General features: G+C 67.6%; 21 protein-coding genes, 2 tRNA genes and 1 pseudogene. 17 read left to right on the plus strand and 7 right to left on the minus strand.

The features are described from left to right. Positions 1-36 precede the first annotated feature (36 nt). The 4 genes from gyrA to ACIPC1_RS14125 all read left to right on the plus strand — a co-directional run bounded on the left by gyrA (position 37) and on the right by ACIPC1_RS14125 (position 4523). The gene (gene gyrA, locus ACIPC1_RS14110) at positions 37-2628 is read left to right on the plus strand and encodes a DNA gyrase subunit A (RefSeq protein ID WP_402516605.1); all 2592 of its coding nucleotides are present in this window, start codon (positions 37-39) and stop codon (positions 2626-2628) included. An 18-nt stretch (positions 2629-2646) separates the two neighbouring features. After that, the gene (locus ACIPC1_RS14115; protein WP_402516608.1) at positions 2647-3408 is read left to right on the plus strand and encodes a DUF3566 domain-containing protein; all 762 of its coding nucleotides are present in this window, start codon (positions 2647-2649) and stop codon (positions 3406-3408) included. 111 nt (positions 3409-3519) lie between these two features. Then, positions 3520-3593, plus strand: a tRNA-Ile gene (locus ACIPC1_RS14120). A gap of 507 nt (positions 3594-4100) precedes the next feature. Continuing rightward, positions 4101-4523, plus strand: coding sequence for a helix-turn-helix domain-containing protein (locus ACIPC1_RS14125; protein ID WP_402516610.1), 423 nt, complete (start codon positions 4101-4103; stop codon positions 4521-4523). A gap of 212 nt (positions 4524-4735) precedes the next feature. Here the strand turns inward: ACIPC1_RS14125 and ACIPC1_RS14130 are convergent, their stop codons facing one another. Continuing rightward, positions 4736-5107 (minus strand): DUF6344 domain-containing protein, encoded by a 372-nt coding sequence (locus ACIPC1_RS14130; protein WP_384377230.1) that lies wholly within the window; start codon positions 5105-5107, stop codon positions 4736-4738. Positions 5108-5456: 349 nt separating this feature from the next. Here ACIPC1_RS14130 and ACIPC1_RS14135 point away from each other — a divergent pair, with 349 nt between their 5' ends. Further along, the gene (locus ACIPC1_RS14135) at positions 5457-5585 is read left to right on the plus strand and encodes a DLW-39 family protein (RefSeq protein WP_003999697.1); all 129 of its coding nucleotides are present in this window, start codon (positions 5457-5459) and stop codon (positions 5583-5585) included. 381 nt (positions 5586-5966) lie between these two features. Next, complete coding sequence (locus ACIPC1_RS14140; RefSeq protein WP_402516612.1) at positions 5967-7457, plus strand: hypothetical protein; 1491 nt, start codon at positions 5967-5969, stop codon at positions 7455-7457. 49 nt (positions 7458-7506) lie between these two features. On the opposite strand, the gene ACIPC1_RS14145 is transcribed toward ACIPC1_RS14140, so the two are convergent. Both ACIPC1_RS14145 and ACIPC1_RS14150 read right to left on the minus strand, forming a co-directional pair. Beyond that, positions 7507-9618: a serine/threonine-protein kinase gene (locus ACIPC1_RS14145; RefSeq protein WP_402516613.1), complete on the minus strand. Its 2112-nt coding sequence runs from the start codon at positions 9616-9618 to the stop codon at positions 7507-7509. 216 nt (positions 9619-9834) lie between these two features. Beyond that, positions 9835-10383, minus strand: a complete 549-nt coding sequence (locus ACIPC1_RS14150; RefSeq protein ID WP_402516614.1) for a helix-turn-helix domain-containing protein — start codon at positions 10381-10383, stop codon at positions 9835-9837. 182 nt (positions 10384-10565) lie between these two features. Here ACIPC1_RS14150 and ACIPC1_RS14155 point away from each other — a divergent pair. Then, positions 10566-10638 (plus strand) — tRNA-Ala (locus ACIPC1_RS14155). Positions 10639-11053: 415 nt separating this feature from the next. On the opposite strand, the gene ACIPC1_RS14160 is transcribed toward ACIPC1_RS14155, so the two are convergent. Together ACIPC1_RS14160 and ACIPC1_RS14165 are read right to left on the minus strand one after the other, a co-directional pair. Next, the gene (locus ACIPC1_RS14160; protein WP_402516617.1) at positions 11054-12148 is read right to left on the minus strand and encodes a sensor histidine kinase; all 1095 of its coding nucleotides are present in this window, start codon (positions 12146-12148) and stop codon (positions 11054-11056) included. A gap of 109 nt (positions 12149-12257) precedes the next feature. After that, positions 12258-12953, minus strand: coding sequence for a response regulator transcription factor (locus ACIPC1_RS14165; RefSeq protein WP_402516618.1), 696 nt, complete (start codon positions 12951-12953; stop codon positions 12258-12260). Positions 12954-13297: 344 nt separating this feature from the next. On the opposite strand from ACIPC1_RS14165, the gene ACIPC1_RS14170 reads away from it, so the two are divergent. From ACIPC1_RS14170 to ACIPC1_RS14180, 3 genes and pseudogenes are all read left to right on the plus strand, one after another. After that, complete coding sequence (locus tag ACIPC1_RS14170) at positions 13298-13723, plus strand: D-alanyl-D-alanine carboxypeptidase family protein (RefSeq protein ID WP_402516619.1); 426 nt, start codon at positions 13298-13300, stop codon at positions 13721-13723. Between the two features lie 23 nt (positions 13724-13746). Next, positions 13747-14859: an endonuclease/exonuclease/phosphatase family protein gene (locus tag ACIPC1_RS14175; protein ID WP_402517622.1), complete on the plus strand. Its 1113-nt coding sequence runs from the start codon at positions 13747-13749 to the stop codon at positions 14857-14859. A 122-nt stretch (positions 14860-14981) separates the two neighbouring features. Continuing rightward, positions 14982-15179, plus strand: a pseudogene (locus ACIPC1_RS14180) (hypothetical protein); the annotation flags it as partial. Positions 15180-15508: 329 nt separating this feature from the next. Here the strand turns inward: ACIPC1_RS14180 and ACIPC1_RS14185 are convergent. After that, on the minus strand, positions 15509-16210 hold the full coding sequence (locus tag ACIPC1_RS14185) for a DUF5324 family protein (protein ID WP_384377248.1): 702 nt from the start codon (positions 16208-16210) through the stop codon (positions 15509-15511). Between the two features lie 391 nt (positions 16211-16601). Here ACIPC1_RS14185 and ACIPC1_RS14190 point away from each other — a divergent pair, with 391 nt between their 5' ends. After that, positions 16602-17135: a peptidylprolyl isomerase gene (locus ACIPC1_RS14190; RefSeq protein WP_402516622.1), complete on the plus strand. Its 534-nt coding sequence runs from the start codon at positions 16602-16604 to the stop codon at positions 17133-17135. A 242-nt stretch (positions 17136-17377) separates the two neighbouring features. Continuing rightward, the gene (locus ACIPC1_RS14195; RefSeq protein WP_402516623.1) at positions 17378-18292 is read left to right on the plus strand and encodes a rhomboid family intramembrane serine protease; all 915 of its coding nucleotides are present in this window, start codon (positions 17378-17380) and stop codon (positions 18290-18292) included. A 304-nt stretch (positions 18293-18596) separates the two neighbouring features. On the opposite strand, the gene crgA is transcribed toward ACIPC1_RS14195, so the two are convergent. Further along, positions 18597-18851: a cell division protein CrgA gene (crgA, locus tag ACIPC1_RS14200; RefSeq protein WP_384377256.1), complete on the minus strand. Its 255-nt coding sequence runs from the start codon at positions 18849-18851 to the stop codon at positions 18597-18599. Positions 18852-18993: 142 nt separating this feature from the next. Between crgA and ACIPC1_RS14205 the strand changes: the two genes are divergently transcribed. The 5 genes from ACIPC1_RS14205 to ACIPC1_RS14225 all read left to right on the plus strand — a co-directional run bounded on the left by ACIPC1_RS14205 (position 18994) and on the right by ACIPC1_RS14225 (position 22990). After that, positions 18994-19773, plus strand: coding sequence for a DUF881 domain-containing protein (locus ACIPC1_RS14205; RefSeq protein ID WP_402516626.1), 780 nt, complete (start codon positions 18994-18996; stop codon positions 19771-19773). An 86-nt stretch (positions 19774-19859) separates the two neighbouring features. Further along, positions 19860-20603, plus strand: coding sequence for a class E sortase (locus tag ACIPC1_RS14210; RefSeq protein WP_402516629.1), 744 nt, complete (start codon positions 19860-19862; stop codon positions 20601-20603). Positions 20604-20607: 4 nt separating this feature from the next. Continuing rightward, on the plus strand, positions 20608-20796 hold the full coding sequence (locus tag ACIPC1_RS14215; protein ID WP_384377714.1) for a hypothetical protein: 189 nt from the start codon (positions 20608-20610) through the stop codon (positions 20794-20796). Beyond that, entirely contained in the window at positions 20793-21431 is a 639-nt protein-coding gene (locus ACIPC1_RS14220; protein WP_384377265.1) for an aminodeoxychorismate/anthranilate synthase component II, read from the plus strand. Before ACIPC1_RS14215 ends, ACIPC1_RS14220 begins: the two co-directional genes overlap by 4 nt. Continuing rightward, positions 21428-22990 (plus strand): class E sortase, encoded by a 1563-nt coding sequence (locus ACIPC1_RS14225; RefSeq protein ID WP_402516631.1) that lies wholly within the window; start codon positions 21428-21430, stop codon positions 22988-22990. Before ACIPC1_RS14220 ends, ACIPC1_RS14225 begins: the two co-directional genes overlap by 4 nt. Positions 22991-23009: the final 19 nt, after the last annotated feature.

Consider the following 23009-nt stretch of genomic DNA (forward strand, 5'->3'; position numbering starts at 1 on the left):
CTCAGCTGACCGCACCAGGAAGGATCTTCACCAGCAATGGCCGACGAGAACACTCCCAGCACGCCTGAAGAGGGCGCCATCGCCCAGCGCGTCGAGCCCGTCGGGCTCGAGACCGAGATGCAGCGCTCCTACCTCGACTACGCGATGTCCGTCATCGTGTCGCGCGCGCTGCCCGACGTACGGGACGGTCTCAAGCCCGTCCACCGCCGCGTCCTGTACGCCATGTACGACGGCGGCTACCGGCCCGAGAAGGGCTTCTACAAGTGCGCCCGCGTCGTCGGCGACGTCATGGGCAACTACCACCCGCACGGTGACTCCTCGATCTACGACGCGCTGGTCCGCCTCGCGCAGCCGTGGTCGATGCGGATGCCGCTCGTGGACTCCAACGGCAACTTCGGTTCCCCGGGCAACGACCCGGCCGCCGCCATGCGGTACACCGAGTGCAAGCTGATGACGCTGTCCATGGAGATGGTCCGTGACATCGACGAGGAGACCGTCGACTTCACGGACAACTACGACGGCCGCTCCCAGGAGCCGACCGTCCTGCCGGCCCGCTTCCCGAACCTGCTGATCAACGGCTCGGCGGGCATCGCGGTCGGCATGGCGACCAATATCCCGCCGCACAACCTCCGCGAGGTCGCGGCCGGCGCCCAGTGGTACCTGGAGAACCCCGAGGCCTCACACGAGGAGCTCCTGGACGCCCTGATCGAGCGCATCAAGGGGCCCGATTTCCCGAGTGGTGCCCTAGTAGTGGGCCGAAAAGGCATCGAGGAGGCCTACCGCACGGGTCGTGGCTCCATCACGATGCGCGCGGTCATCGAGGTCGAGGAGATCCAGAACCGCCAGTGTCTGGTGGTCACCGAACTCCCCTACCAGGTCAACCCGGACAACCTCGCGCAGAAGATCGCCGACCTCGTCAAGGACGGCAAGGTCGGCGGCATCGCCGACGTCCGTGACGAGACGTCCTCGCGCACGGGCCAGCGCCTGGTCATCGTCCTGAAGCGGGACGCGGTCGCCAAGGTCGTACTGAACAACCTCTACAAGCACACCGATCTGCAGTCGAACTTCAGCGCCAACATGCTGGCGCTGGTCGACGGCGTCCCGCGCACCCTGTCGCTCGACGCGTTCATCCGCCACTGGGTGACGCACCAGATCGAGGTCATCGTCCGCCGTACGAAGTTCCGGCTGCGCAAGGCCGAGGAGCGCGCGCACATCCTGCGTGGCCTCCTGAAGGCCCTGGACGCCATCGACGACGTCATCGCGCTGATCCGGCGCAGTGACACCGTCGAGATCGCGCGCGTGGGCCTGATGGGCCTCCTGGAGATCGACGAGATCCAGGCCAACGCCATCCTCGAGATGCAGCTGCGCCGACTGGCCGCCCTGGAGCGCCAGAAGATCATCCAGGAGCACGACGAACTCCAGGCGAAGATCACCGAGTACAACGCGATCCTTGCTTCGCCGGTGCGTCAGCGGCAGATCATCAGCGAGGAACTCGCCGCGATCGTCGACAAGTTCGGCGACGACCGCCGCTCCAAGCTGATTCCCTTCGACGGCGACATGTCCATGGAGGACCTGATCGCCGAAGAGGACATCGTCGTCACCATCACGCGCGGCGGCTACATCAAGCGCACCAAGACCGAGGACTACCGCTCGCAGAAGCGCGGCGGCAAGGGCGTACGCGGCACGAAGCTGAAGCAGGACGACATCGTCGACCACTTCTTCGTGTCGACGACGCACCACTGGCTGCTGTTCTTCACGAACAAGGGCCGCGTCTACCGCGCGAAGGCGTACGAGCTTCCGGACGCGGGCCGCGACGCGCGTGGCCAGCACGTCGCCAACCTGCTGGCCTTCCAGCCGGATGAGCAGATCGCGCAGATCCTCGCGATCCGTGACTACGAAGCGGCGCCTTATCTGATCCTGGCCACCAAGGGGGGTCTGGTGAAGAAGACGCCTCTTAAGGATTACGATTCCCCGCGTTCGGGCGGCGTCATCGCGATCAATCTCCGTGAAACGGAGGACGGTTCCGACGACGAACTGATCGGAGCCGAACTCGTCTCGGCCGAGGATGATCTGCTTCTGATCAGCAAGAAGGCACAATCGATCAGGTTCACGGCGACGGACGACGCGCTGCGACCGATGGGCCGCGCCACCTCGGGTGTCAAGGGCATGAGCTTCCGCGAGGGAGACCAGCTGCTCTCGATGAATGTTGTTCGACCCGGTACGTTCGTGTTCACTGCCACAGACGGTGGGTACGCGAAGCGGACCAACGTCGCCGAGTACCGCGTCCAAGGTCGCGGTGGCCTGGGCATCAAGGCCGCCAAGATCGTTGAGGACCGTGGGTCTCTCGTGGGCGCGTTGGTGGTCGAGGAGACCGATGAGATTCTCGCCATCACGCTGTCCGGTGGTGTGATTCGTACGCGAGTCAACGAGGTCAGGGAGACGGGCCGTGACACCATGGGCGTTCAACTGATCAATCTGGGCAAGCGCGATGCCGTCGTCGGTATCGCTCGTAACGCCGAGGCCGGTCGCGAGGCGGAGGAAGTCGACGGCGAGGACGCCGTGGACGAGTCCGCCGAAGGCGTCGAGGCAGTCGGTACGGAAGAGGGCGAGCCGTCCTCGGCCGAGTAGCGCGAGGAGTGAGTCATCGTGAGCGGAGCCACGGGCGCCGGATCGACCGGTACGGAAACGGACGGCGGCCGTGGCCCCGCCATGGATGCGACTGACTCCCATGATTCTCATGGATCCCAGGGGGGAACTGTGACGGACACCCGAGGCCCGCAGGCCCAGAGTTACATGGGCGGGGAGGCCCCGGCAGGAGCGCCGCCGGCACATGGTTCGCCGGTGGCGGGGCCGCCGCAGCAGGGTTCGTCCCTGCCGGGCGCGCCCCTGCCGGGTTCACCATTGCCCGGTTCGCCGCTGCCGGGGGAGCGGCACTCGTCGCAGCCCGCTCAGCCGTACCACCCGCCGCAGGCGTACCCGGCTCAGGCGCCTTCGGGCGCGGTCCGCCGACCGCGCACCGGCGCACGCACGGTGCCGCGGACGCGCAAGGCACGGCTGCGGGTCGCCAAGGCCGACCCGTGGTCGGTGATGAAGGTCAGTTTCCTGCTCTCCATCGCCCTCGGCATCTGCACGATCGTCGCGGCCGCGGTGCTGTGGATGGTCATGGACGCGATGGGCGTCTTCTCGACGGTCGGCGGCACCATCTCCGAGGCAACGGGCTCGAACGAGTCGAACGGCTTCGACCTGCAGTCGTACCTCTCCCTGCCGCACGTCCTGATGTTCACGTCGGTCATCGCGGTCATCGACGTCGTCCTCGCCACCGCGCTCGGCACGCTCGGCGCGTTCATCTACAACCTCTCCGCCGGCTTCGTCGGTGGCATCGAGCTGACCCTGGCCGAGGACGAGTAGGCATGAGTCGGCGGCCTCTCAAACGTCCGCCGACTATCGATTTTGGGACTGGCCGCGTCGTGCGCTAATCTTCAGAGGTCAGCGCGCGGGACGTACACCGCAAAGCGCGGCGGGGCTATAGCTCAGTTGGTTAGAGCGCATCCCTGATAAGGATGAGGCCACAGGTTCAAATCCTGTTAGCCCCACATCATGAAGGCCCCCAATCAATCGTGGTTGGGGGTCTTTGTTACGTCCGGACCCTTGCCGCGTCCGGACCTTGTTGGCACCCACGTCCGGCGACGACTGCGGGCGGCGCCGGACGATGCACGGGGCCGTCGGCTCTCGTGTCGAACGGCGCCGGAAGCGGCGTCGAGGAGGCCCTGGATACGGCCGACGGCCCTGTGGTGGCGCGGGCCTGATCGTGGCCCGTCAGCCCGTCAGCCCGTCAGCCCGTCAGCCCGTCAGCCGGTCAGCCGGTCAGCCGGTCAGCCGGTCAGCCGGTCAGCCGGTTCGGGGGCGAGGCCGTGCTGTCTATATTCAATCTTCGCGTAGATGTAGATAGCGGTTGAAGACAAGAACCCGTGTGGAGCGAGAGCCCTGAGGGGTACGCCGTAGCCCGCGGGCAGCAAGGAATGTCTCCCGTTCCCGGAATGCCGGACGTCGAGCGGCGACCTACTTGCGCAAGCGGATGGTGTTGGTCGATGCTCGCAAACGTGACCAAACGCCCTCATTCATCCGGCGAACTCAGCTCCAGCGCGGACTTCGTCCACGGGGGTGAAGACCTGGCTGCCCTGTTGGAACGCCTTCTTGCCCACGCGCCGGGCCGGACACAGAAGGATCTGGCCGAGCAGGCAGGCATCTCGTACCCCACGCTCAACGCGTGGGTGAACCGGACCCGTGGCACGTCCCGCATCGACCGGGAGAAACTGCAGGCGATGGTGGAGGTGTTCCGTCGCTGGGGTGTGAAGACCACACCGCGGGAGTTCTTCGCCTCCGTCGGACGGTCGGTACCCGGCCCCAGTTGCGACGAACGAGAAGCGCAGTTGCTGCGGCTCTACCGGCAGCTGCCCGAGTCCAGGCAGCGTGACCTGGTCAAGAACGCCGAGGCGATGCTCCAGCTCAGCCGCGTCCTCTGAAGGTCACTGGCACCGCTGCGACTTGGGTGGATTGTGTCCACTCTCTCTGGAACTGCAGGAGATCCCCGCGACCGACCTGGACGCGCCGGCCACCGCCGAGGCGACACCGTTCTGCTTCTGCGGCACGCGCGTCGAACTGCCTGGCGAACTCGCGTTACACGGCTCGGGTAGATCTGCTGGCACCCTCTGACGTACGGGGCGGCACCTGTCGGTCATCGAGCGCCGGTGAGGCAGTCGACCGTGCTGGTGGATCCGGTTTCCGTCGTCGTGCCTGTTGTGGCGGAGGAGTCGGTCACCTCGGGCGCGGTTGCGTCCAGAGGCGGGCGATGACGGCAGGAGGGGGACGAACCGTGGGCCTCCGCCCGGATGCGCTGCTTCATCGTCGGAGGCAGGCCCCGATCGTGGGCCCCGGACCCGAGGGGCGCCGCCTGAACCGTCACGGCCGGGGCCCCGGCGTTGCGGACGGGCGCTGACTGAGGTACGGCCGCGGCTGCGGTCGTCGTGATGAATCCGGCCGCCGTGCACACGGAGAGGAGGAGCGTCACGATGGCGGTCCACAGCTTCATTGCCTGGTTCCTGGCCATGATCCCTCACTTTCGGGTTGGGTGATTTGCGTACTTTCCTCATGATGTGTATGGGGGTCGTGAAGTGGTGGACCGACGCTCGTGGCGTGTCGATCTTCCGATGAACTGTCACTCGGACGGGCGCATGAGGCCCGTAATCCGCAGAAGAGCCGGAGAAGAGAGAGCCAGGACGGAGGCAGTCACCTTCCGAAGGGGGGTGATCACCCTTTGATCGGAGCGGTTTCCCTGGCCTCTAATGCGCTGCCTCGGTGGTGAGTTGGTCGTCGACGCAGGTCACCGATCGATATCGGTCGGTGTGTATAGTCGGGCGCCAGAAGTCCCCTACGTCAAGGAAAGACGAGGTCGCGCGGTGAAGAAGCTCCTCCTGGTCGCACTGGCCGCCATCGGCGGGCTCCTCGTGTACCGCCAGATCCAGGCGGATCGCGCCGAGCAGGATCTGTGGACGGAGGCGACTGACTCCGTGCCCACGGGTTCGTGAGTATCGACAACAGTCGAGACGACAGTCTCAGAGCAGACCCCGGCCGCCTCGCGGTCGGGGTTTTGTGTTGCCCGGGGGCCTTTGATTCGCGAGAGCAAACGATTGAATTGCGATGAGGAACTCGAGCACTACGTAGAGGGGTCTTTCGGCCGCTCGTCCGGATAGCGCGGATAGCGAGGTCGCGGTCGGGGCAGGATGGGCCACGATCCAGGGCGGCCACGGCGGTGCCGTACGGCTGCCTATACGCGTACGACCATGTACGAACATGCCGACCGACAAGCTGACGGGCATGCGAGAGGGCATGCCGACGGATAGGCCAACGGGTAGGCCTGCAACGAGGGGTGGCGCGCGATGGGGCGGCGCAGGGCACGGTGGCGCGCGATGTCGTGGCACGGCCGGGCGCTCGCGGCCACCACGGCGATGACGGTCGTGGCAACGGCCCTGTGCGCGGCGGTCGCACTGCCGGGGCAGGCAGCCGCAGCCGGTACGCAGGTGGGAGCCGCCGGAAAGCAAGTGGGAGCTTCCGGTAAGCAGTTGGAAGCCTCCGGTACGCCGAAGCCGTACGCCTTCGCCGAGGACGCCACCCCGGTCGAAGGCACCGCGGACACCACCCACTCCGTACGTCTGGAGCCAGGAAAGGCATACAAGAGCTCCGTAGGAAGGGACGGCAAGCTCTACTACCGTCTCGAACTCGATGCCACATCCAACGCGTACGTCTCCGCCACCGCCATTCCCAGGGCGGGCGAAGCGGTCACCTACGGGGATGGCATCAGGGTGTCCGTGCAGGACGGCAACAGCCGCAACTGCTCCTTCTCCGGGACCACCCGCTTCGGCGCCACCCAGAGCTCCCACCCCATTGCCGCCTGGGCGTCGCGGGAGAGCGACAGCGAGCAGTACGCCTGCCAGACAGCGGGGACGTACTACGTCGTCGTCGAGCGCAGTGGTACGACGGGCTCCTCCTCCGGCGACTGGGACCTGGAGCTCACCTATGTGTCGGAGCCCAGCCTGAAGAAGGCCGGTTCGACGAGCGCGCCCGAGACGTGGAACTCCGCCTCGCCGGACGCCCTCACGGGTGACCCGGAGTCCCGCGGAGGTGGTGCGGGCTTCACTCGGGCGACCAGCCTTGAACAGGGAGTCTGGCAGGACACGATCAGTCCTGGACAGACGCTCTTCTACAAGGTGCCCGTCGACTGGGGACAACAGCTCTACACCACTGCCGAACTGGGCAGCTCGAACAGCGGCGGCGACGGCTATCTGGGCACGGCCCTGGCGATGTCCCTGTACAACCCCGTACGTGGCCTCGTCGACGACGAGGGTTCCGGATACGACGGCAGCCAGCGTTCGGCCACGCTGGATCCGCTGCCTCCCGTCGCCTATGAAAACCGCTACGCCCCCAACAATCGCGTGAGCGGGATGCGGTTCGCCGGTTCGTACTACCTCGTGGTCCACCTCGCCGAGCAGGTCGCCGACAAGTTCGGCGACGGGCCGTTCGGGCTGAGCCTTCGTGTGCGGGTGGACGGCACCGCGCAGGCGGGGCCGGCGTACGCGGGGCGGGCGCAGCCGCGGGACGCGTTCGATGTTCCGGCAGGGGCTCTTGAGGGCGCGGCGGGCGACGACGGTGAACGTGGCAGTAGCGGACGCAGCAGCGGTAGCGGCAGCGGCACGATGAAGCTGGTGGCCGCGGGTGGGATCGGCGTGGGGAGTTTCCTGGTGCTGGGGCTCGGCATGTGGACGGTGGTCGCGCGCCGGGCGGGGCGGGTGCCGGAGGATGCGGACACGGACACGGTTCCGGGACCGTGTGCGAGTGCGGGTGCGGGTGCGAGTCCGCAGACGTCGACTCCGAGAGACCGTCGCGCGCCGCGCCACCGGTAGGACCCACGGACCGGCCGTGCCGCGAGTCGCTGCTCCGGACGGGCTCCATTCAGATCTGGGTCAACGCCCAGAAACCCACCGCGAAGCAGACCAGCGCGAGAAGCAGCACCGGGACGGCCACCTTCGCGGGAGGTCCTGGACGCCGTCGCGCCCAGCCGACGCCATGCTCCGAAAATGCCCCCGCCCGAGGTGGAACCTGCGGGGACCGAGCGGTGTATGAACCAGTAGAGGCGTAAACGTGCTGCGGCATCGCGGCGGACAGGGAGACGGGCCGATGGGGGGAGGGCACTTGTGTAGGCGTGGGCGTGGGTTCGAAAGGCTGAGCGTAGGGGGGAGTTGGAGCCGGGAGCGCGACCGCGGTGGGGGGAGTGGGCGGCTGCTCGGGCGGGTGTGGCGGCTGGTGCGGTGGTTGGTGGGGGGCGGGGTATTGCTGCGTCTCGTGCCACGCCTGGTGGGGCTGGTGCGGCTCTTGCTGGGGCTGGGGCTGGGGCTGGGTGTGGGGGGTGGCCGCCTGGGGTGGGGGCAGGTGGAAGCTTCCGGTGTCCGACATCGAGGAGGGCCGTGGAGGTACGGGGGCGGACGCGGGGTGCGGGGGTGCGGCACCATCACTGGCGGGGGGATTCGGTCGTACGGTGCTGGGGACAGACCCCGGCTGTGCACCATCGTCAGTGAACTCGGGGCGTATGCCATCGGAGGTGGACCTCGGCCATGTCGCACCGGAGACGGGCCTCTGGGACAGGGAACCCGAGCCGTGATGCCATGGCCCGGTGCCGGTGCCGGTGCCGGCACCCGACCCGGAACCCGACCCGGAGCCGGAGCTGGAACCCGACCCAGAGCCGGAGCTGGGCCCCGACCTAGAGCCGGGCCCCGACCTGGACCCAGAGTCCTCACCTTGGCCGTGGCCCGAGCCCGGCTGCCAGGGCTGGGAGTCGCCGTCAGAGCCAGGAACCGGGTCGAGCCCAGTCCCTGCCTCCGCCTCGGCCCCGGTGCCTGCCTTCGCCTCAGCCCAAGTGTCAGCTTCAGAAGCCCCCACGCCAGCCTCAGAAGCCCCAGTGCCAGCCTCGGACCGATGGTGAGAGCCAGTGCCGACCCCGGTACGAGCTCCACCTCCACGGCCAGCGTCAGGGCCGGCTCCACGCCCAGCGCCATGTGCCGAGCCAGGGGCAAGACCAGACACAGGCTCTGCCCCCAACGGCACCTCACCCAGAGCGAGTGGTGCCGCTACGGCGGTCGAGCCCGGCCGGAGCGATACGTCACCGGCGCGCACGCCCGGTGTGGCCCCGAGCGGACCCTCTGGGCCGAACCCCTCAGGGAGCGGCCCGAGTTGGTCGAATACGTCGATCAACTCGTCGTCGGGGCCAGGCTCCGGCAGCAGCTCGGCGGCGGAGGCGAGCGCCTTGCGCGCCCCCGTGGCGGTGCGGAACCGCGCCTGCGGATCGGGCTGCACCAAGGTGGCCACGACTTGCCACAGCGGTTCGGGGATGCCACGCGGAGCCGACGGCGTGCCGTTCTCCGCGAAGTACTCGATCAGCGCCTTGGCATCCGGCCTGGCACCCTCCAGCAGATACAGGGCGACCAGACCCACCGCGAACAGATCGGCGGGAAAGTCCGGCTCGGCGCCCAGCATCTGCTCGGGAGCGAAGTAACCGGGCGTCCCCACCACGTAGTTGGGCTCCGTCAGCCGTGGCTCGCCCAGCCGCATCGCGATGCCGAAGTCGGACAGACGAAGCCGTGGCCGAGCCCTGCCGGTCGCCTCCAGCAGCACGTTGGCAGGCTTGATGTCCCGGTGCACGACCCCCTCGGCGTGCACGGCGGTAAGCCCGGACAGAAGCTGGTCGAGCAGGGTGCAGACGAACAGTGGCGGCAAGGGACCATAGTCCGCGACCAGGTGGACCAGCGAGCCCCCGGCGACCAGGTCCATCGTGAACAGGACCTTGTCGTCGTCGGCGGCCCAGCTGGCGGGAGCGAGGACATGCGGATGATCGATGCGCATCGCCTGCTCGCGGACGAAGCGGAGCAGGGCATGCGCGTCGCTCTGCTGCAACACCTTGGCCGCCACATACCGGTGCCGCCGGTGATCCCAGGCGCGCCAGACGGCACCGACTCCCCCACGCCCGATCGGGTCGACCAGTTCGTACCGGCCGGCGAAAACCTCACCCATGGTCGTGCGTCGCCCCCCTGCGGCGGTCGGTCCGATGACCTCTTCCGACGTGCACGGACGTCTGGACCTCTGTGAAATCCCGGCCGTCCGGTACTTCACAGAGGCGCCCGGCCGCGCGAACCCCGATGAGGCGCTCGGTTGCCTGACATGCGGCGTCCGGAAACACCGCAAGCCCCCCAGGCGCCCGGCGCCCGGCGTGCGGCGGCCGGGCTTTGCTCAGCTCTGGTGCGACTGGTAGTGAGCGACCGCGTCAGAGGTGCGGCCGGCGCCGTACACCCGAAGGAACTCTGCCAGTTCCGGGTGGGTCGGGGCGAGAGCGTCCGCCGCGTCGATGATGTCCCCCGCAGCTGCCACCGAGCGGAGCAGGGACTGGATCTCCCGGACCACCCGCTTCACCGTGGGCGCCCCTGAACTGCTCGTAGATTGTGTGGTGTTGCTGAGCACCGAGCCCCCCTGTGACTTCTTGATCTCGTCCATACGCTCAGTTGCCTCAGCGGCGCTGACGCTGCCGTCCACGACCTGCCCCGCCAGGTCCTGCAACAGCTGCACACGCTGCACCACCGCCGGATTGCCGATCTTGGCGCGCTGACCGCTCATCAGCTGCGACAACATGGGCGCGGACAGGCCCAACACCCCGGCAAGACGCGCTTGGTTGAGCCCCAGATCGTCTATGAGCCTACGGAAGAGCTCCCCCAACGGCTCCCCGTACCAGTTCCGCTGCAGCTCCCGGGCTCTCGCGGTTGCTTCCTGCTGTGCGGCGTCCATTTGCGTCTCCCCATCGCTTCCCCAAAAACCGTGGTTCGCTGTAGCGAACCACGCCGAGCATCTTACGGAGAGTGGTTGTCCACGGGGACCCCCAATCTTTTTGCGAGATCCCGGGGGTGACCCGGTACTCTGGTCTCCGGCGCCAGTCGGAAGAGGTTCTTTCGGCCGGACGTTCCACTTCCGGGGCCTTAGCTCAGTTGGTAGAGCGCTGTCTTTGCATGGCAGATGTCAGGGGTTCGACTCCCCTAGGCTCCACTCATATAGCCCCTCTGGCCTGCGGAAACGCAGTTCGGAGGGGCTTTTTGTGTGCTGACATGTCAGCACGGTGGTGCTGACGGGGACCCCAGGAGGGCCAATTTCTCCGGCGTTTGCGGAGCTCCCCGCTCTCCTGGCGTTTCCCTGGGTTTCATGGCTGGTCGGAGGCGTCGAGGGGCGGTGACAGCTTCGGACTTCCAGCTTTCCTACTCGTTTCTCAAACCGGGGGTATGCCCGGGACGACGTACAACATCGGCGAGGGCCCGGCGACGCGGGTGAGCCTTTCGCTTCCGGAGGGGACGGCGGAGGCGATCAAGGCGCGGGTGGGCAAGCAGGAGTTCTCCGCGTTCGTCGCGACGGCGCCGGAGATGGTCGTAGATCTACTGTGCCGGCCGCGCGTCGATTCCCCGATTCTTCACCTGTCGGCGTACGGGGATGGCGCGGGTAGTTCCACAGTGATGCGAATCCCGCCGGCAGAGCGCGGGGTGAGGGTGAGGGTTCCGTCGTGTGCCTGGGTGATGGTTTTGACGATGGCCAGGCCCAGACCGACGCCTGTCTGGCCGGTGTGGATGCGCTCGGTGTCGCGCTGGAAGGGTTCGGTGAGGGTCGAGACCAGCTGGGGGGTGAGCTGCCTGCCGGTGTTTTCGACAGTGAGCACCACGGTCTTGGGGCGGACGCTGGTGTGGACCCATACGGTGCCGTGTTCCGGCAGGTTGTGGACGATCGCGTTCTGTACGAGGTTCGTGGTCAGCTGCAGCAGGAGCGCCTGCGATCCGATCGTGGGGGCGATGTCGCCGTTGCTCTCGAGGGTGACGCCATGCTTTTCCGCGAGGGGGAGGAGTGTTTCGGTGGCTTCTTCCGCAATGAGGGACAGGTCGACTTGTTCTCGGGTGAAGGACCGCTGGTTGGCGCGGCTGAGCAGGAGCAGTGCCTCGGTGAGGTCGATGGCCCGGGCGTTGACGGCGTGGAGGCGGTCGACGAGTTCGCCGGTGTCGTGGTTCGGATCGGTGCGGGCCACGTCGAGAAGTGCCTTCGAGATCGCCAGCGGGGTGCGCAGTTCGTGGGAGGCGTTGGCTGCGAATCTCTGCTGTTCGGCGACGTGTGCTTCGAGTCGTTCGAGCATGGTGTCGAAGGCGTCGGCGAGTTCGCGGAACTCGTCCTTGCGGCCCGGTAGCCGGATTCGGTGGGAGAGTGATCCGTTCGTCGCCATGCGGGTGGCGTCCGTGATGCGGGTCAGGGGGGCGAGCATGCGGCCGGCGAGGATCCACCCTCCCCCGAGGCCGAACACCAGCAGAAACGCCAGTACTGCGGCTGCCCTCGGCGCGAAAACGTCCAGGAGGGAGGACCGGACGGGAAAGACACCATTCGTGGGCTTGTCATCGGGGTTGATGAGCATCGCGCGCTCGGGGACATAACGGAGGAGGAACACCCACACCGCCGCGAGCAGTAGGGCACCGGCCACCATGAGGAACCCGGCGTAGCTGAGGGTGAGTTTGAGGCGAACACTCACCCCAGGTGACCTATCCACCATCGTCTCCCTCACCCCCGGTGACCTATCCACGCTCGTCTCCCTCACCCCCGGTGACCTATCCACGCTCGTTTCCCTCACCCCAGCTGACCTATCCACGTTCGACTCCCTCGTGTCCGGCCGCTGGTTGCGCGTCGATGCGGTAGCCGACGCCTGGCACGGTGGCGATCAGCCAGGGTTCGCCGAGCCGCTTGCGCAGGGCCGAGACGGTGATGCGCACGGCGTTGGTGAACGGGTCGGCGTTCTCGTCCCACGCGCGTTCCAGGAGTTCTTCGGCGCTGACGACACCGCCTTCGGCAGCGACGAGGACTTCGAGCACGGCGAACTGTTTGCGGGTGAGCGCGACATAGCGGCTGTCGCGGTATACCTCGCGGCGGAACGGATCCAGCCGCAGGCCTGCGATCTCCCGCACGGGCGGCCTGTTGTGGGCGCGCCTGCGGTCGAGTGCTCTGAGCCTGAGCACGAGCTCCTGCAGTTCGAACGGCTTCGTGAGGTAGTCGTCGGCGCCGAGTCCGAACCCGGTGGCCTTGTCGTCGAGCCGGTCGGCGGCGGTGAGCATGAGGATCGGCATGCCGCTGCCGGAGGCGACGATGCGTTTGGCGATCTCGTCGCCGGAGGGGCCGGGGATGTCGCGGTCGAGGACGGCGATGCCGTAGGTGTTGATGCTCAGCAGTTCCAGAGCGGTGTCGCCGTCACCTGCGATGTCTGCCGCGATCGCTTCCAGGCGTAGGCCATCGCGGATGGCTTCTGCCATATACGGCTCGTCCTCGACGATCAACACACGCATGCTGCCGATGCTAAGAGTCGGCACCTATCGTCCGCGTATCGAAAACCGCATACGTGCCGGCAACACCGTGGTGCTTTCACTGGCGGCATGACTCGAACCCCGCCATCGGTACGGACAACGACCCGCCGGGTTCGCCGGCTGATTGCCGTCGGCCCGGCAGTCGTCATAGCGGTGATCGCCTCAGCCCTCGCCCACCAGGTGCCGCAGTCCTCGCCCCCGTCGTCTTCCTTGCCTTCTTTGTCCGCTCGCCTTCCTCGTCGCCCTCGGCCGCAGCGCCCTCGAATACGCCTAGGAGTGAGCGCCGTGGTGCCCCGGGCGAGGCTGGCGATGTCGTCCCCGACGCTGTGACGGTCTTCGGTGACGCGTTTCCGGCTGTGGCCAACCTCGATCCAGATCTGCTCAAGGCCCTTCGCCAGGCTGCGACGGATGCCGCAGACGATGGAGTCACGTTCTACGTCGTCAACAGTGGGTGGCGTTCCCCGAAATACCAGAACGAGCTTCTTCGCGAGGCGGTCGCCAGGTACGGGTCGGAAGAGGTGGCCGCACGGTGGGTGGCCACCGCGACGACGTCTCCTCACGTGTCGGGGGAGGCGGTCGACATCGGGCGCTCCGTCGCGACGGCGTGGCTGTCCAGGCACGGTGCCGAGTATGGGCTCCGCCAGATCCACAGGAACGAACCCCGGCGCTACGAACTGCGGATCGAGGCGATCGACCGTGGCTGCCCGCGGATGTATGCCGACCCCACCCGGGATCCGAGGACGCACCAGTGAACAGCAGCGAGCGAGGGCAGACGATGACGCAGGTGGACACGGCGGAGACCGGACAGGGCAGCCCGGCGGATACCCGCGCGCCAGGTATCGGAGCCGGTGCCCCGACAGCCGGCACCGGCGGGACTTGGCGCGCGCGTGTACGCCGGGCGATCCGTAACGGCTTCCGGCCGGGGCCCTGGAAGCGCGGCCCGGTGCTCGCGGCACTGGCGCTACTCCTTGGTCTGTTCATGCTGCTGCACGCGAAGATCCCGAATCGGATCGGTGGCCTCGGCAGCCTGGTGGAGACCTTCCTGCCCTGGTTCGGCCTGTTCGTCCCGGTGCTGCTGGCCGGGGCGCTGTGGCGCCGCTCCGCCTCCGCGGTGGCCGCGCTGCTGCTACCGGTCATGGTGTGGTTGAACCTCTTCGGCGGGCTGCTCGGCGACAAGTCCCACCCGGGCAGTGACCTCACCGTGGCCAGCCACAACGTCGGCGCCGACAACCCCGACCCGGTCGGCACCGCCCGCGAACTGGTCGCCTCCGGTGCGGACGTGCTGGCACTGGAGGAGATCACCCCGCAGGCCCAGGGCGCGTACGAGAAGGAGCTGGCGAAGGCGTACCCCCACCACACGGTGCAGGGCACGGTGGGACTGTGGAGCAAGCTGCCGCTGTCCCACACCCAGCCGGTCGACATCAAGATGGACTACGGGCCGCTGGGGGACACCAAGCCGGTCGAGATCAAGATGACCTACACCCGGGCGCTGCGCACCACGGTGACTACCGACCACGGGCCGCTGGCGGTGTATGTGGCCCACCTGGGGTCCGTGCGGGTGAATCCCAGGGCGGGCTTCTGGACGGACTCGCGGGACAGAGGCGCGCAGGCGCTCGGCAAGGCCATCGCCGCCGATCGGAACGAGCGGGTGGTGCTGCTCGGTGACCTGAACGGCACCATGGACGACCGCGCGTTCGCCGGCATCACCTCGCAGTTGCGCTCGGTCCAGGAGGCGGCCGGGGACGGCTTCGGCTTCAGCTGGCCGGCGAAGTTCCCGGTGGCGCGGATCGACCAGATCCTGGTCCGCGGCGTGGAGCCGAAGAGCTCGTGGCTGCTGCCGGCCACCGGCAGCGACCATCTGCCGGTGGCGGCCGGAATCAGCTGGTGAACATCGCGCAAGGCCGGCGGAGGGGATCGGCCTCGTAAGGCACTGGCCCAGAACCTATCGTCGGCATATCGAAAACCACATACGCGCCGGCAACACCACGGCGCCTTGACTCATGGCCTGTCCTGCGACGAACCAGCACGAACAGCAACCCGGTCTCCGGTGTCCTTGTCCTCCTCGGTCGGCAGGGGGCGGGTGTGAGGCTGACCGCCGGGCCGATCAGCGTCTCCGAGCACTTGGCGTTCGTGCGGACACAGCGGTCGGTCAGTTTCCTGCGGACCCCGGCATGGGGCCGCGTCAAGACCGAGTGGCGCAGCGAGTCGTCCTACGGCGAGCTGCGGAAACGCAGAGCGGAGGGGCTTTGTGCACAGCAAGGGCGACGACCCGGCCTCACGCCGACAACTGTGGCTCCGGGTTCCCTCATCGGTGAGTCGGCCGGACTGCCCCGGGCGCACGACGCCGCCCGCTCGCCGGTTCCACGTCAAACATCGTCGCTCACAGCTGAGACCCGGGCTGGTTCCACGTGAAACATCGTCGCTCACAGCTGAGGCCCGAGCTGGTTCCACGTGAAACATCGCTGTGGGGCAGAAGACCCTCAAGCCTTCTGCCCCACAGCGAAATTGAGATCGAAATCAGAACTCAGACTCAGAGATCACGGACGGTCCTCACGCCCCGCCGCTTCCTCCTCCGCCTCCTTGGCCTCGACCTCGGGATCCAGGCCGGCCTGGCCGCTGCCATCGACCGACGTCAGGTGACCCGGCTCGGGCACCTCCGTCGCGGCAGGCGGCTCGACGAGCCAGTCAGGGTTGGCCTGCTTGTCCCACCACTTCCACGCCGCGAAGGCACCGCCCGCCAGAATCCCCAGGACGGCCAGCCCCTTGGCAACACGGCCGGCCCGCGCCCGCCGCTCCTGCTTACGGACCAGCTTCTGGATCTCCTTCGGCGAGACCTGACCGCGCAACGCGGCCAACGCAGCCACCCCACGCGACGCGGCCTCCTCCCGGACAGGCTGCGCCGCGGCAACCGCCTGCTCGATCCTCGGCTTGGAATAGTCGGCGGCCTGACGCGCCGCCTTGCGGGTACGGACGGCAGCTTCATGGGCCGCTTGGTCGACCTTGGGCGGCACATGCGTACGGGCCTGCTCCACGCGCGGGGCGAGATGAACGTCGTACTGCACGCGGGCCTGGTCGGCGGCCTGCGACACCTTGGGCGCAAGACGCACACGCGCCTCGTGCGCGTAGTGCGATGCCTTGTCCTTGGCCGTGTCGGCGTAAGGCGCCACCACTTCCGCGGCGTGCAGCACGCTGTCCTTCGCCGAGCCGCTCGCGGCGCGCACGCTGTCGATGCGGGTCACGGGTTTCCTCCTCCTCGGTGGCGTACGTCGGGGGTTCTGAGTACCCCCAAAGACACACAGTTCACCTTTCCACCCCTATCGGGATCATGCCCGCCCGACGGGACCGGGGCATGTGAGGGCGGGCATCCGGGTCACGGGCGGACTCCGGGTGAACTCGGAGCGAGAGCCGCTCACGTGTCGATCAACTGCAATAGCGCATTAATACGGGGCAACGGGAGCTTGTCGTCGACAATGCCACGGATCGCCGTGCAGCGCCCCGGTACGGAGGGGACTAGGCCGGATTTCTGTAGGGCCGACACCGGGACGTTCGCCCAGAGGTGGCTGCCGGGCGACGCGCGTCCCCGTCCGTGCGAGGATCGGAGAGTCAAGAGAAGGCAACGGAAGGCAGATCGTGGCCGAGCAGCTTTACGCCACCCTGAAGACCAACCACGGCGACATCGAAGTCCGGCTCCTGCCGAACCACGCGCCCAAGACGGTCCGGAACTTCGTCGAACTCGCCACGGGCGAGCGCGAGTGGGTCAACCCGGAGACGGGGAAGAAGTCCACGGACAAGCTCTACGACGGCACGGTCTTCCACCGGGTGATCAGCGGATTCATGATCCAGGGCGGCGACCCGCTGGGTAACGGCACCGGCGGCCCCGGCTACCAGTTCGAGGACGAGTTCCACCCGGACCTCGCCTTCGACAAGCCCTACCTGCTGGCCATGGCCAACGCCGGCCCGGCCACCAATGGCTCGCAGTTCTTCATCACCGTCTCCCCGACGGCCTGGCTGACCCGCAAGCACACCATCTTCGGCGAGGTCACCGACCCCGCCAGCCAGAAGGTCGTGGACGCCATCGCCGGCGCCAAGGCCAACCCCCGCACCGACCGCCCCGTCAACGACGTCGTCATCGAATCGGTCGTGGTCGAAACCCGCGGAGCCTGAGCCCGGCCGGCTGAGTCCTGGGTCCTGAGTCCTGGGAGTCGAGTCTTGAGAGCCGAGCCCTGAGAGCCGAGCCGAGCCCCATGAGCTGAGCCGAGCATCGAGGACTGAGCCTCGAGGACTGACCCCCAGGTATCGCCTGCGCACGGCAGAGTCCCGTACGCTCCCGCAGGGAACCAAACGCCCCGTTCATCCGTATGGATGGACGGGGCGGTGCATTGCGTACGACCGAGTGAGGGGACCCCATGGACCAGGCGCCAGGCAGCCCACAGGGCCCACAGGGCCCCGGGGATCAGGAACCGCAGGACACTCCGAGCCTGCCCACCTGCTACCGGCATCCGGACCGCGAGTCAGGCATCCGCTGCACCCGCTGCGAGCGACCGATCTGCCCCGACTGCATGGTCAGCGCCTCCGTCGGCTTCCAGTGCCCCGAGTGCATCCGCGGCGGCTCCGGCACCGGTCACCCTCCGACGGCCACCCAGCCCCGTACCCTCGCGGGCGGCACGATCGCCGCAGACCCCAGACTGACCACCAAGATCCTGATCGGCATCAACCTCGCCGCCTTCCTGGTCCAGTTGTCATTGGGCGACCGCTTCACCGACAGCTTCGACCTCTTCGGGCAGGCCTGGCTCTCCGGACGGCTGCAAGGTGTCGCGGAAGGCCAGTGGTACCGACTGCTGACGGCGATGTTCCTGCACGGCAGCTACATCCACATCATGTTCAACATGCTCAGCCTGTGGTGGATCGGCGGCCCCCTGGAGGCCGCCCTCGGCCGCGCCCGCTACCTCGCCCTGTACTTCGTCTCGGGCCTCGCGGGCAGCGCGCTCACCTATCTCATCGCCGCCCCCAACCAGCCGTCGCTCGGCGCTTCAGGCGCCATCTTCGGCCTCTTCGGCGCGACCGCCGTCCTCATGCGCCGACGCAGGTACGACATGCGTCCGGTCATCGCCCTGCTGGTGATCAACCTGATCTTCACCTTCGGGTGGAGCAACATCGCCTGGCAGGCCCACATCGGCGGTCTCGTCGGCGGTGTCGTCGTCGGCTACGCCATGGTTCACGCGCCGCGTGAGCGGAGGGCCCTGATCCAGTACGGGGTGTGTTCCCTGGTGCTGGTCGCCGTGGTGATTGCCACGCTGGTCAGGACCGTTCAGCTCGCCTGAGGAACCGGTGTTGTCCACAGACCGTGGCGGATCTTGTGCACATTGTGCGGGAACAGCTGTGCCCCCTGTCGCTGAACTGGTTTTCCCCAGGTCAGGCAGGGGGCGAACAAGCTTCCGGATCCCGGTAGGTCTATCGCACCGGCGTCAACCTCGGATTAGTTATCCACAGATCTTCTTTCTTTTCCACCTGTGTGGATAACTGCTGTGGATAACTCAGTGGATAGCCCTGGGCAGAGCTGCCGGAGACCTGCCCCGAAGTGCTGCAGAGCTGCCGCAGAGCTGCCTCAGGGCTACTTTCCTGGGGCTACTTCCACTGCGTGGAGACGCCGAAGCCTGCGGCGATGAAGCCGAAGCCGACCACGATGTTCCAGTTGTCGAGGCCGTCGACGGGCAGCGAGCCGTCCGTGACGTAGAAGACGACGATCCAGGCCAGGCCGATGAGGAACATGGCCAGCATGACCGGTGCGACCCAGCCGTGGCTGGTCAGCTTGATATTGGTCGCCTGCTTCGCCGCGGGCGGCGTGTAGTCGGCCTTCTTGCGGATACGTGACTTCGGCACGAGGGTCTCTCCTGTCGATGCGCTGCGTGGCCGCGCAGGGAACTGGGGCGGGCTCCGGGGCAGCGTACAAGGGGACACTGAGTGCTCCCCCGGGCGTCCGTTAGCGTAGTGCTTCCGCGGCGCCGAAGGAGATAAGGGTACGTTGAGCAATTCTGCCGACTCCCCCGGTACGGGTTCCAGCCCTGCCGGTAAGCGCCGTTTCAGGCCCGTTCGCGTACTAACGGCGGCCGTTTTTGCCCTCGCGGGCCTCATTTTCTTCACGAGTTTCAACACGGCCAAGGGCACCAACATCCGCACGGACGCCTCTTTGCTGAAGCTCTCCGACCTGATCGAGGAGCGCAGCCACAAGAACGCCTCGCTGGATGAGTCCAACGGAATCCTGCGTGACGACGTCGATGCGCTGGCCGGGCGGGAGGACGGCAGCACGGCCGCCGAGGACGCCAGGCTTGCGGCGCTGGAGAAGAACGCGGGCACCCAGAAGCTCAAGGGCGAGGCCGTCACGGTCACGCTCAACGACGCCCCGCCGAACGCCACGGCCAAGCTGCCGGGCTATCCCGAGCCGCAGCCCGACTACCTGGTCATCCACCAGCAGGACCTCCAGGCGGTCGTGAACGCCATGTGGGAGGGCGGTGCGGAGGGCATCAAGGTGATGGACCAGCGGCTGATCTCCACGAGCGCCGTGCGCTGCGTCGGCAACACCCTGATCCTGCAGGGCCGCGTCTACTCACCTCCGTACAAGATCACCGCAATCGGTGACCCGGACAGGCTTCGGGATGCGCTGGCCGCCTCCCCCGCGATCCAGAACTACATGGTGTACGTCAACGTCTACGGGCTCGGCTGGAAAGTCGAGGAGGACGGGACGGTGACTCTTCCCGGGTACTCGGGCACAGTGGATCTCCACTACGCGAAGCCCGCGGAGTAGTTCGGGGGGCGGGGTGGTTCGAGGTGTTCGGGCCGGCTCGGAGTAGTGCCTGATCAGCTGTTGCTGCGGCTGGGGGACCTGTGTCGGTGCGAGTGGTCGTCAGGACGGTCAGTGAACTGTGCATCACTGTCGGTACTTTGATCGTGCTCTTCGTGGTCTACGTGCTGTTCTGGACGGGCGTGAAGGCTGACGGTGCGATGAACCGGCAGATCGACCAGCTTCAGGAACAGTGGTCGAAGGGGAGCGTGCGGTCGCCGGCCGCGTCTCCTCCCCAGAGCCCCGGCTCCGGGCAGAGCCAGAGCCCGAGCCCTGGGCAGATCGAGACCCCCGTGACGGCTCCGGAGCCGCCCGCCCCGTACACGTATGACAAGCCTTTTGCTGTGATGTACATCCCACGGCTTGGTTTCACGTGGAACAAGCCTCTGCTCGAAGGCACCGGCACCGACGTTCTCAAGAAGGGGCTCGGCCACTACAGGGGGACGGCCCAGCTCGGGCAGCCGGGGAACTTCGCCGTCGCGGGGCACCGCCGTACGTACGGCGACCCGTTCAAGGACTTTCCCGAGCTGCGCAAGGGGGACGCGGTGGTGCTGACCGACGGGACGACGTGGTTCACGTATCGGATCGACAAAGGCCCGTACAAAACCGTGCCCTCCGATATTGAGGTGATCGATCCTGTGCCGCGTAAGTCCGGGTATACGCGTCCGGGCCGCTATCTCACCCTGACCACGTGCGACCCGGAGTGGGGGCACAGTCATCGGCTGATCGTCTGGGCGCACCTTGATTCCACACAGCCTGTGGAGGCTGGGAAACCGACGGCGCTACGCCGTTAGTCTGGTGCCGTACGACGACGGAAGGGACGGCATGTACGGCTGGATCTGGCGGCATCTGCCGGGGAACGCGTGGGTGAGGGCGCTGGTCGCCCTCGTACTGGCCCTCGCGACGGTCTACGTGCTCTTCCAGTACGTCTTCCCGTGGGCCGAACCGCTGCTTCCCTTCAACGATGTGACGGTGGACAACCAGTGAGCGCGCGGATTCTCGTCGTCGACAACTACGACAGCTTCGTCTTCAACCTGGTCCAGTACCTGTACCAGCTGGGTGCCGAGTGCGAGGTGCTGCGCAACGACGAGGTGTCGACGGCGCACGCCCAGGACGGCTTCGACGGTGTGCTTCTGTCGCCGGGCCCGGGCGCTCCCGAGCAGGCCGGTGTCTGCATCGAGATGGTCCGGCACTGTGCCGCGACCGGGGTCCCCGTCTTCGGTGTCTGCCTCGGTATGCAGTCGATGCAGGTGGCGTACGGCGGTGTGGTGGACCGGGCGCCCGAGCTGTTGCACGGCAAGACCTCGCTCGTGGAGCACGAGGGCCAGGGCGTCTTCGCGGGTCTTCCGTCCCCCTTCACGGCGACCCGTTACCACTCGCTCGCGGCCGAGCCGGAGACCGTGCCGGCCGAGCTGGAGGTCACGGCCCGTACCCACGACGGCATCATCATGGGGCTGCGGCACCGTGAACTCGCGGTCGAGGGTGTGCAGTTCCACCCCGAGTCGGTGCTGACCGAGCACGGGCACCGCATGCTCGCCAACTGGCTGGTGGTGTGCGGCGACCAGGGGGCCGTGGCGAGGTCGGCGGGGCTCGCCCCGGTGGTGGGCAGGGTCACGGCGTGACCGCGCTGCGCCCCGAGCGCGAGAGCTCCTCCTACGGCGGCGAGGCCGCGTACGGGGGCGCCGAGACGTTCGAGGGTGCTGACGGCTTCGCGGGCGCGGAAGGCTTTGCGGGCACCGAGGCTTTTGCGGGCACCGAGGCTTTCGAGGCGGCGGTCGAGCAGCTGGCCGACCCGCTGACGGATCCGCTGCCGGGGCTGGGTCCGGGTCCGGGGCCGGCGAGTGGGCAGCAGCAGTCGATCGACGGGCTCCGGCAGCCGACGGCCGGGCTTCAGGGGATTCCTCCGCAGCCCGCCTCTTCGAACGCCACCTCTTCGAACGCCGCCTCTTCGAACGCCGCCTCTTCGAACGCCGCGCCTCTGCCGCCGCAGGTTCCCCTGTCGCAGACTCCCGAGGGGCAGGAGTGGTACGACCCGGAGGGGTACACGCACGACTGGTACGCGGCGCCCGAGCCGACGCGGCCGCGGCAGCCCTCGTACGAGGAACCGGTCCCGGCGCCTCGTACGACGCCGTACGAGGCGCCGGGCGCCCCGCCGCCGTACCGGGAGCCGGTCTCCGCGCCGTACGAGCAACCGCGCGCGGCGCCCGTGCCGTTGGACGACGAGACGGTGGCGCTGCGGATGCCGGGTTCGGCTCCGGGCCCGCTGCCGGGTCCGATGCCGGACTTGATACCGGCTGGGCCCCGAATAGCCGGAAATGCGAGCACGCCCGTCCCCGCCTCGGGAGGCCGGGCCGCCCGGCGTAAGGCTGCCCGGCGTCACGGGCGGCATGGAGGCCCTCAGGAGCCTCTGGAGTCCCTCGACCCCCAGGAGCCCCTGGCGTCGGCGGAGAAGGGCGCTGAGGCGCCTCTGACGCGGATGGAGGCGCGGCGGGCGGAGCGGGCGCGGAAGCCGGGTGCCGCCGTCATCGCGAGCCGGGTGATCGGTGAGGTGTTCATCACCACCGGTGTGCTGATGCTGCTGTTCGTGACGTACCAGTTGTGGTGGTCGAACGTGCGGGCGCACCAGCAGGCGGACAGCGCCGCGAACAACCTTCAGCAGGACTGGGCGACGGGCAAGGGGAACCCGGGGACGTTCGAGCCGGGGCAGGGCTTCGCCATCCTGCACATTCCGAAGCTGGACGTGGTCACGCCGATCGCCGAGGGCACGAGCAAGACGAAGGTGCTCGACCGTGGAATGGTCGGTCACTACGCGGAGGGCAGCCTGAAGACGGCGATGCCGGATGCCGCGACGGGCAACTTCGCGCTGGCGGGGCACCGGAACACGCACGGGGAGCCGTTCCGGTACATCAACAAGCTTGTGCCGGGCGACGAGATCGTCGTCGAGACGCAGGACGACTACTTCGTCTACAAGATGACGTCGATCCTGCCGGTGACGAGTCCGAGCAACACTTCCGTGATCGATCCGGTGCCCAAGGGTTCGGGTTTCACCGAGCCGGGCCGCTACATCACACTCACCACCTGCACACCGGAATACACCAGCAAGTACCGGATGATCGTGTGGGGCAAGATGGTCGAGGACCGGCCGCGCAGCGAGGGCAAGCCGGAAGCGCTCGTTCAGTAAGAGCCTCCGGGAGCATGCA

This window comes from Streptomyces sp. NPDC087263, assembly GCF_044744645.1.
Taxonomy (GTDB): domain Bacteria; phylum Actinomycetota; class Actinomycetes; order Streptomycetales; family Streptomycetaceae; genus Streptomyces.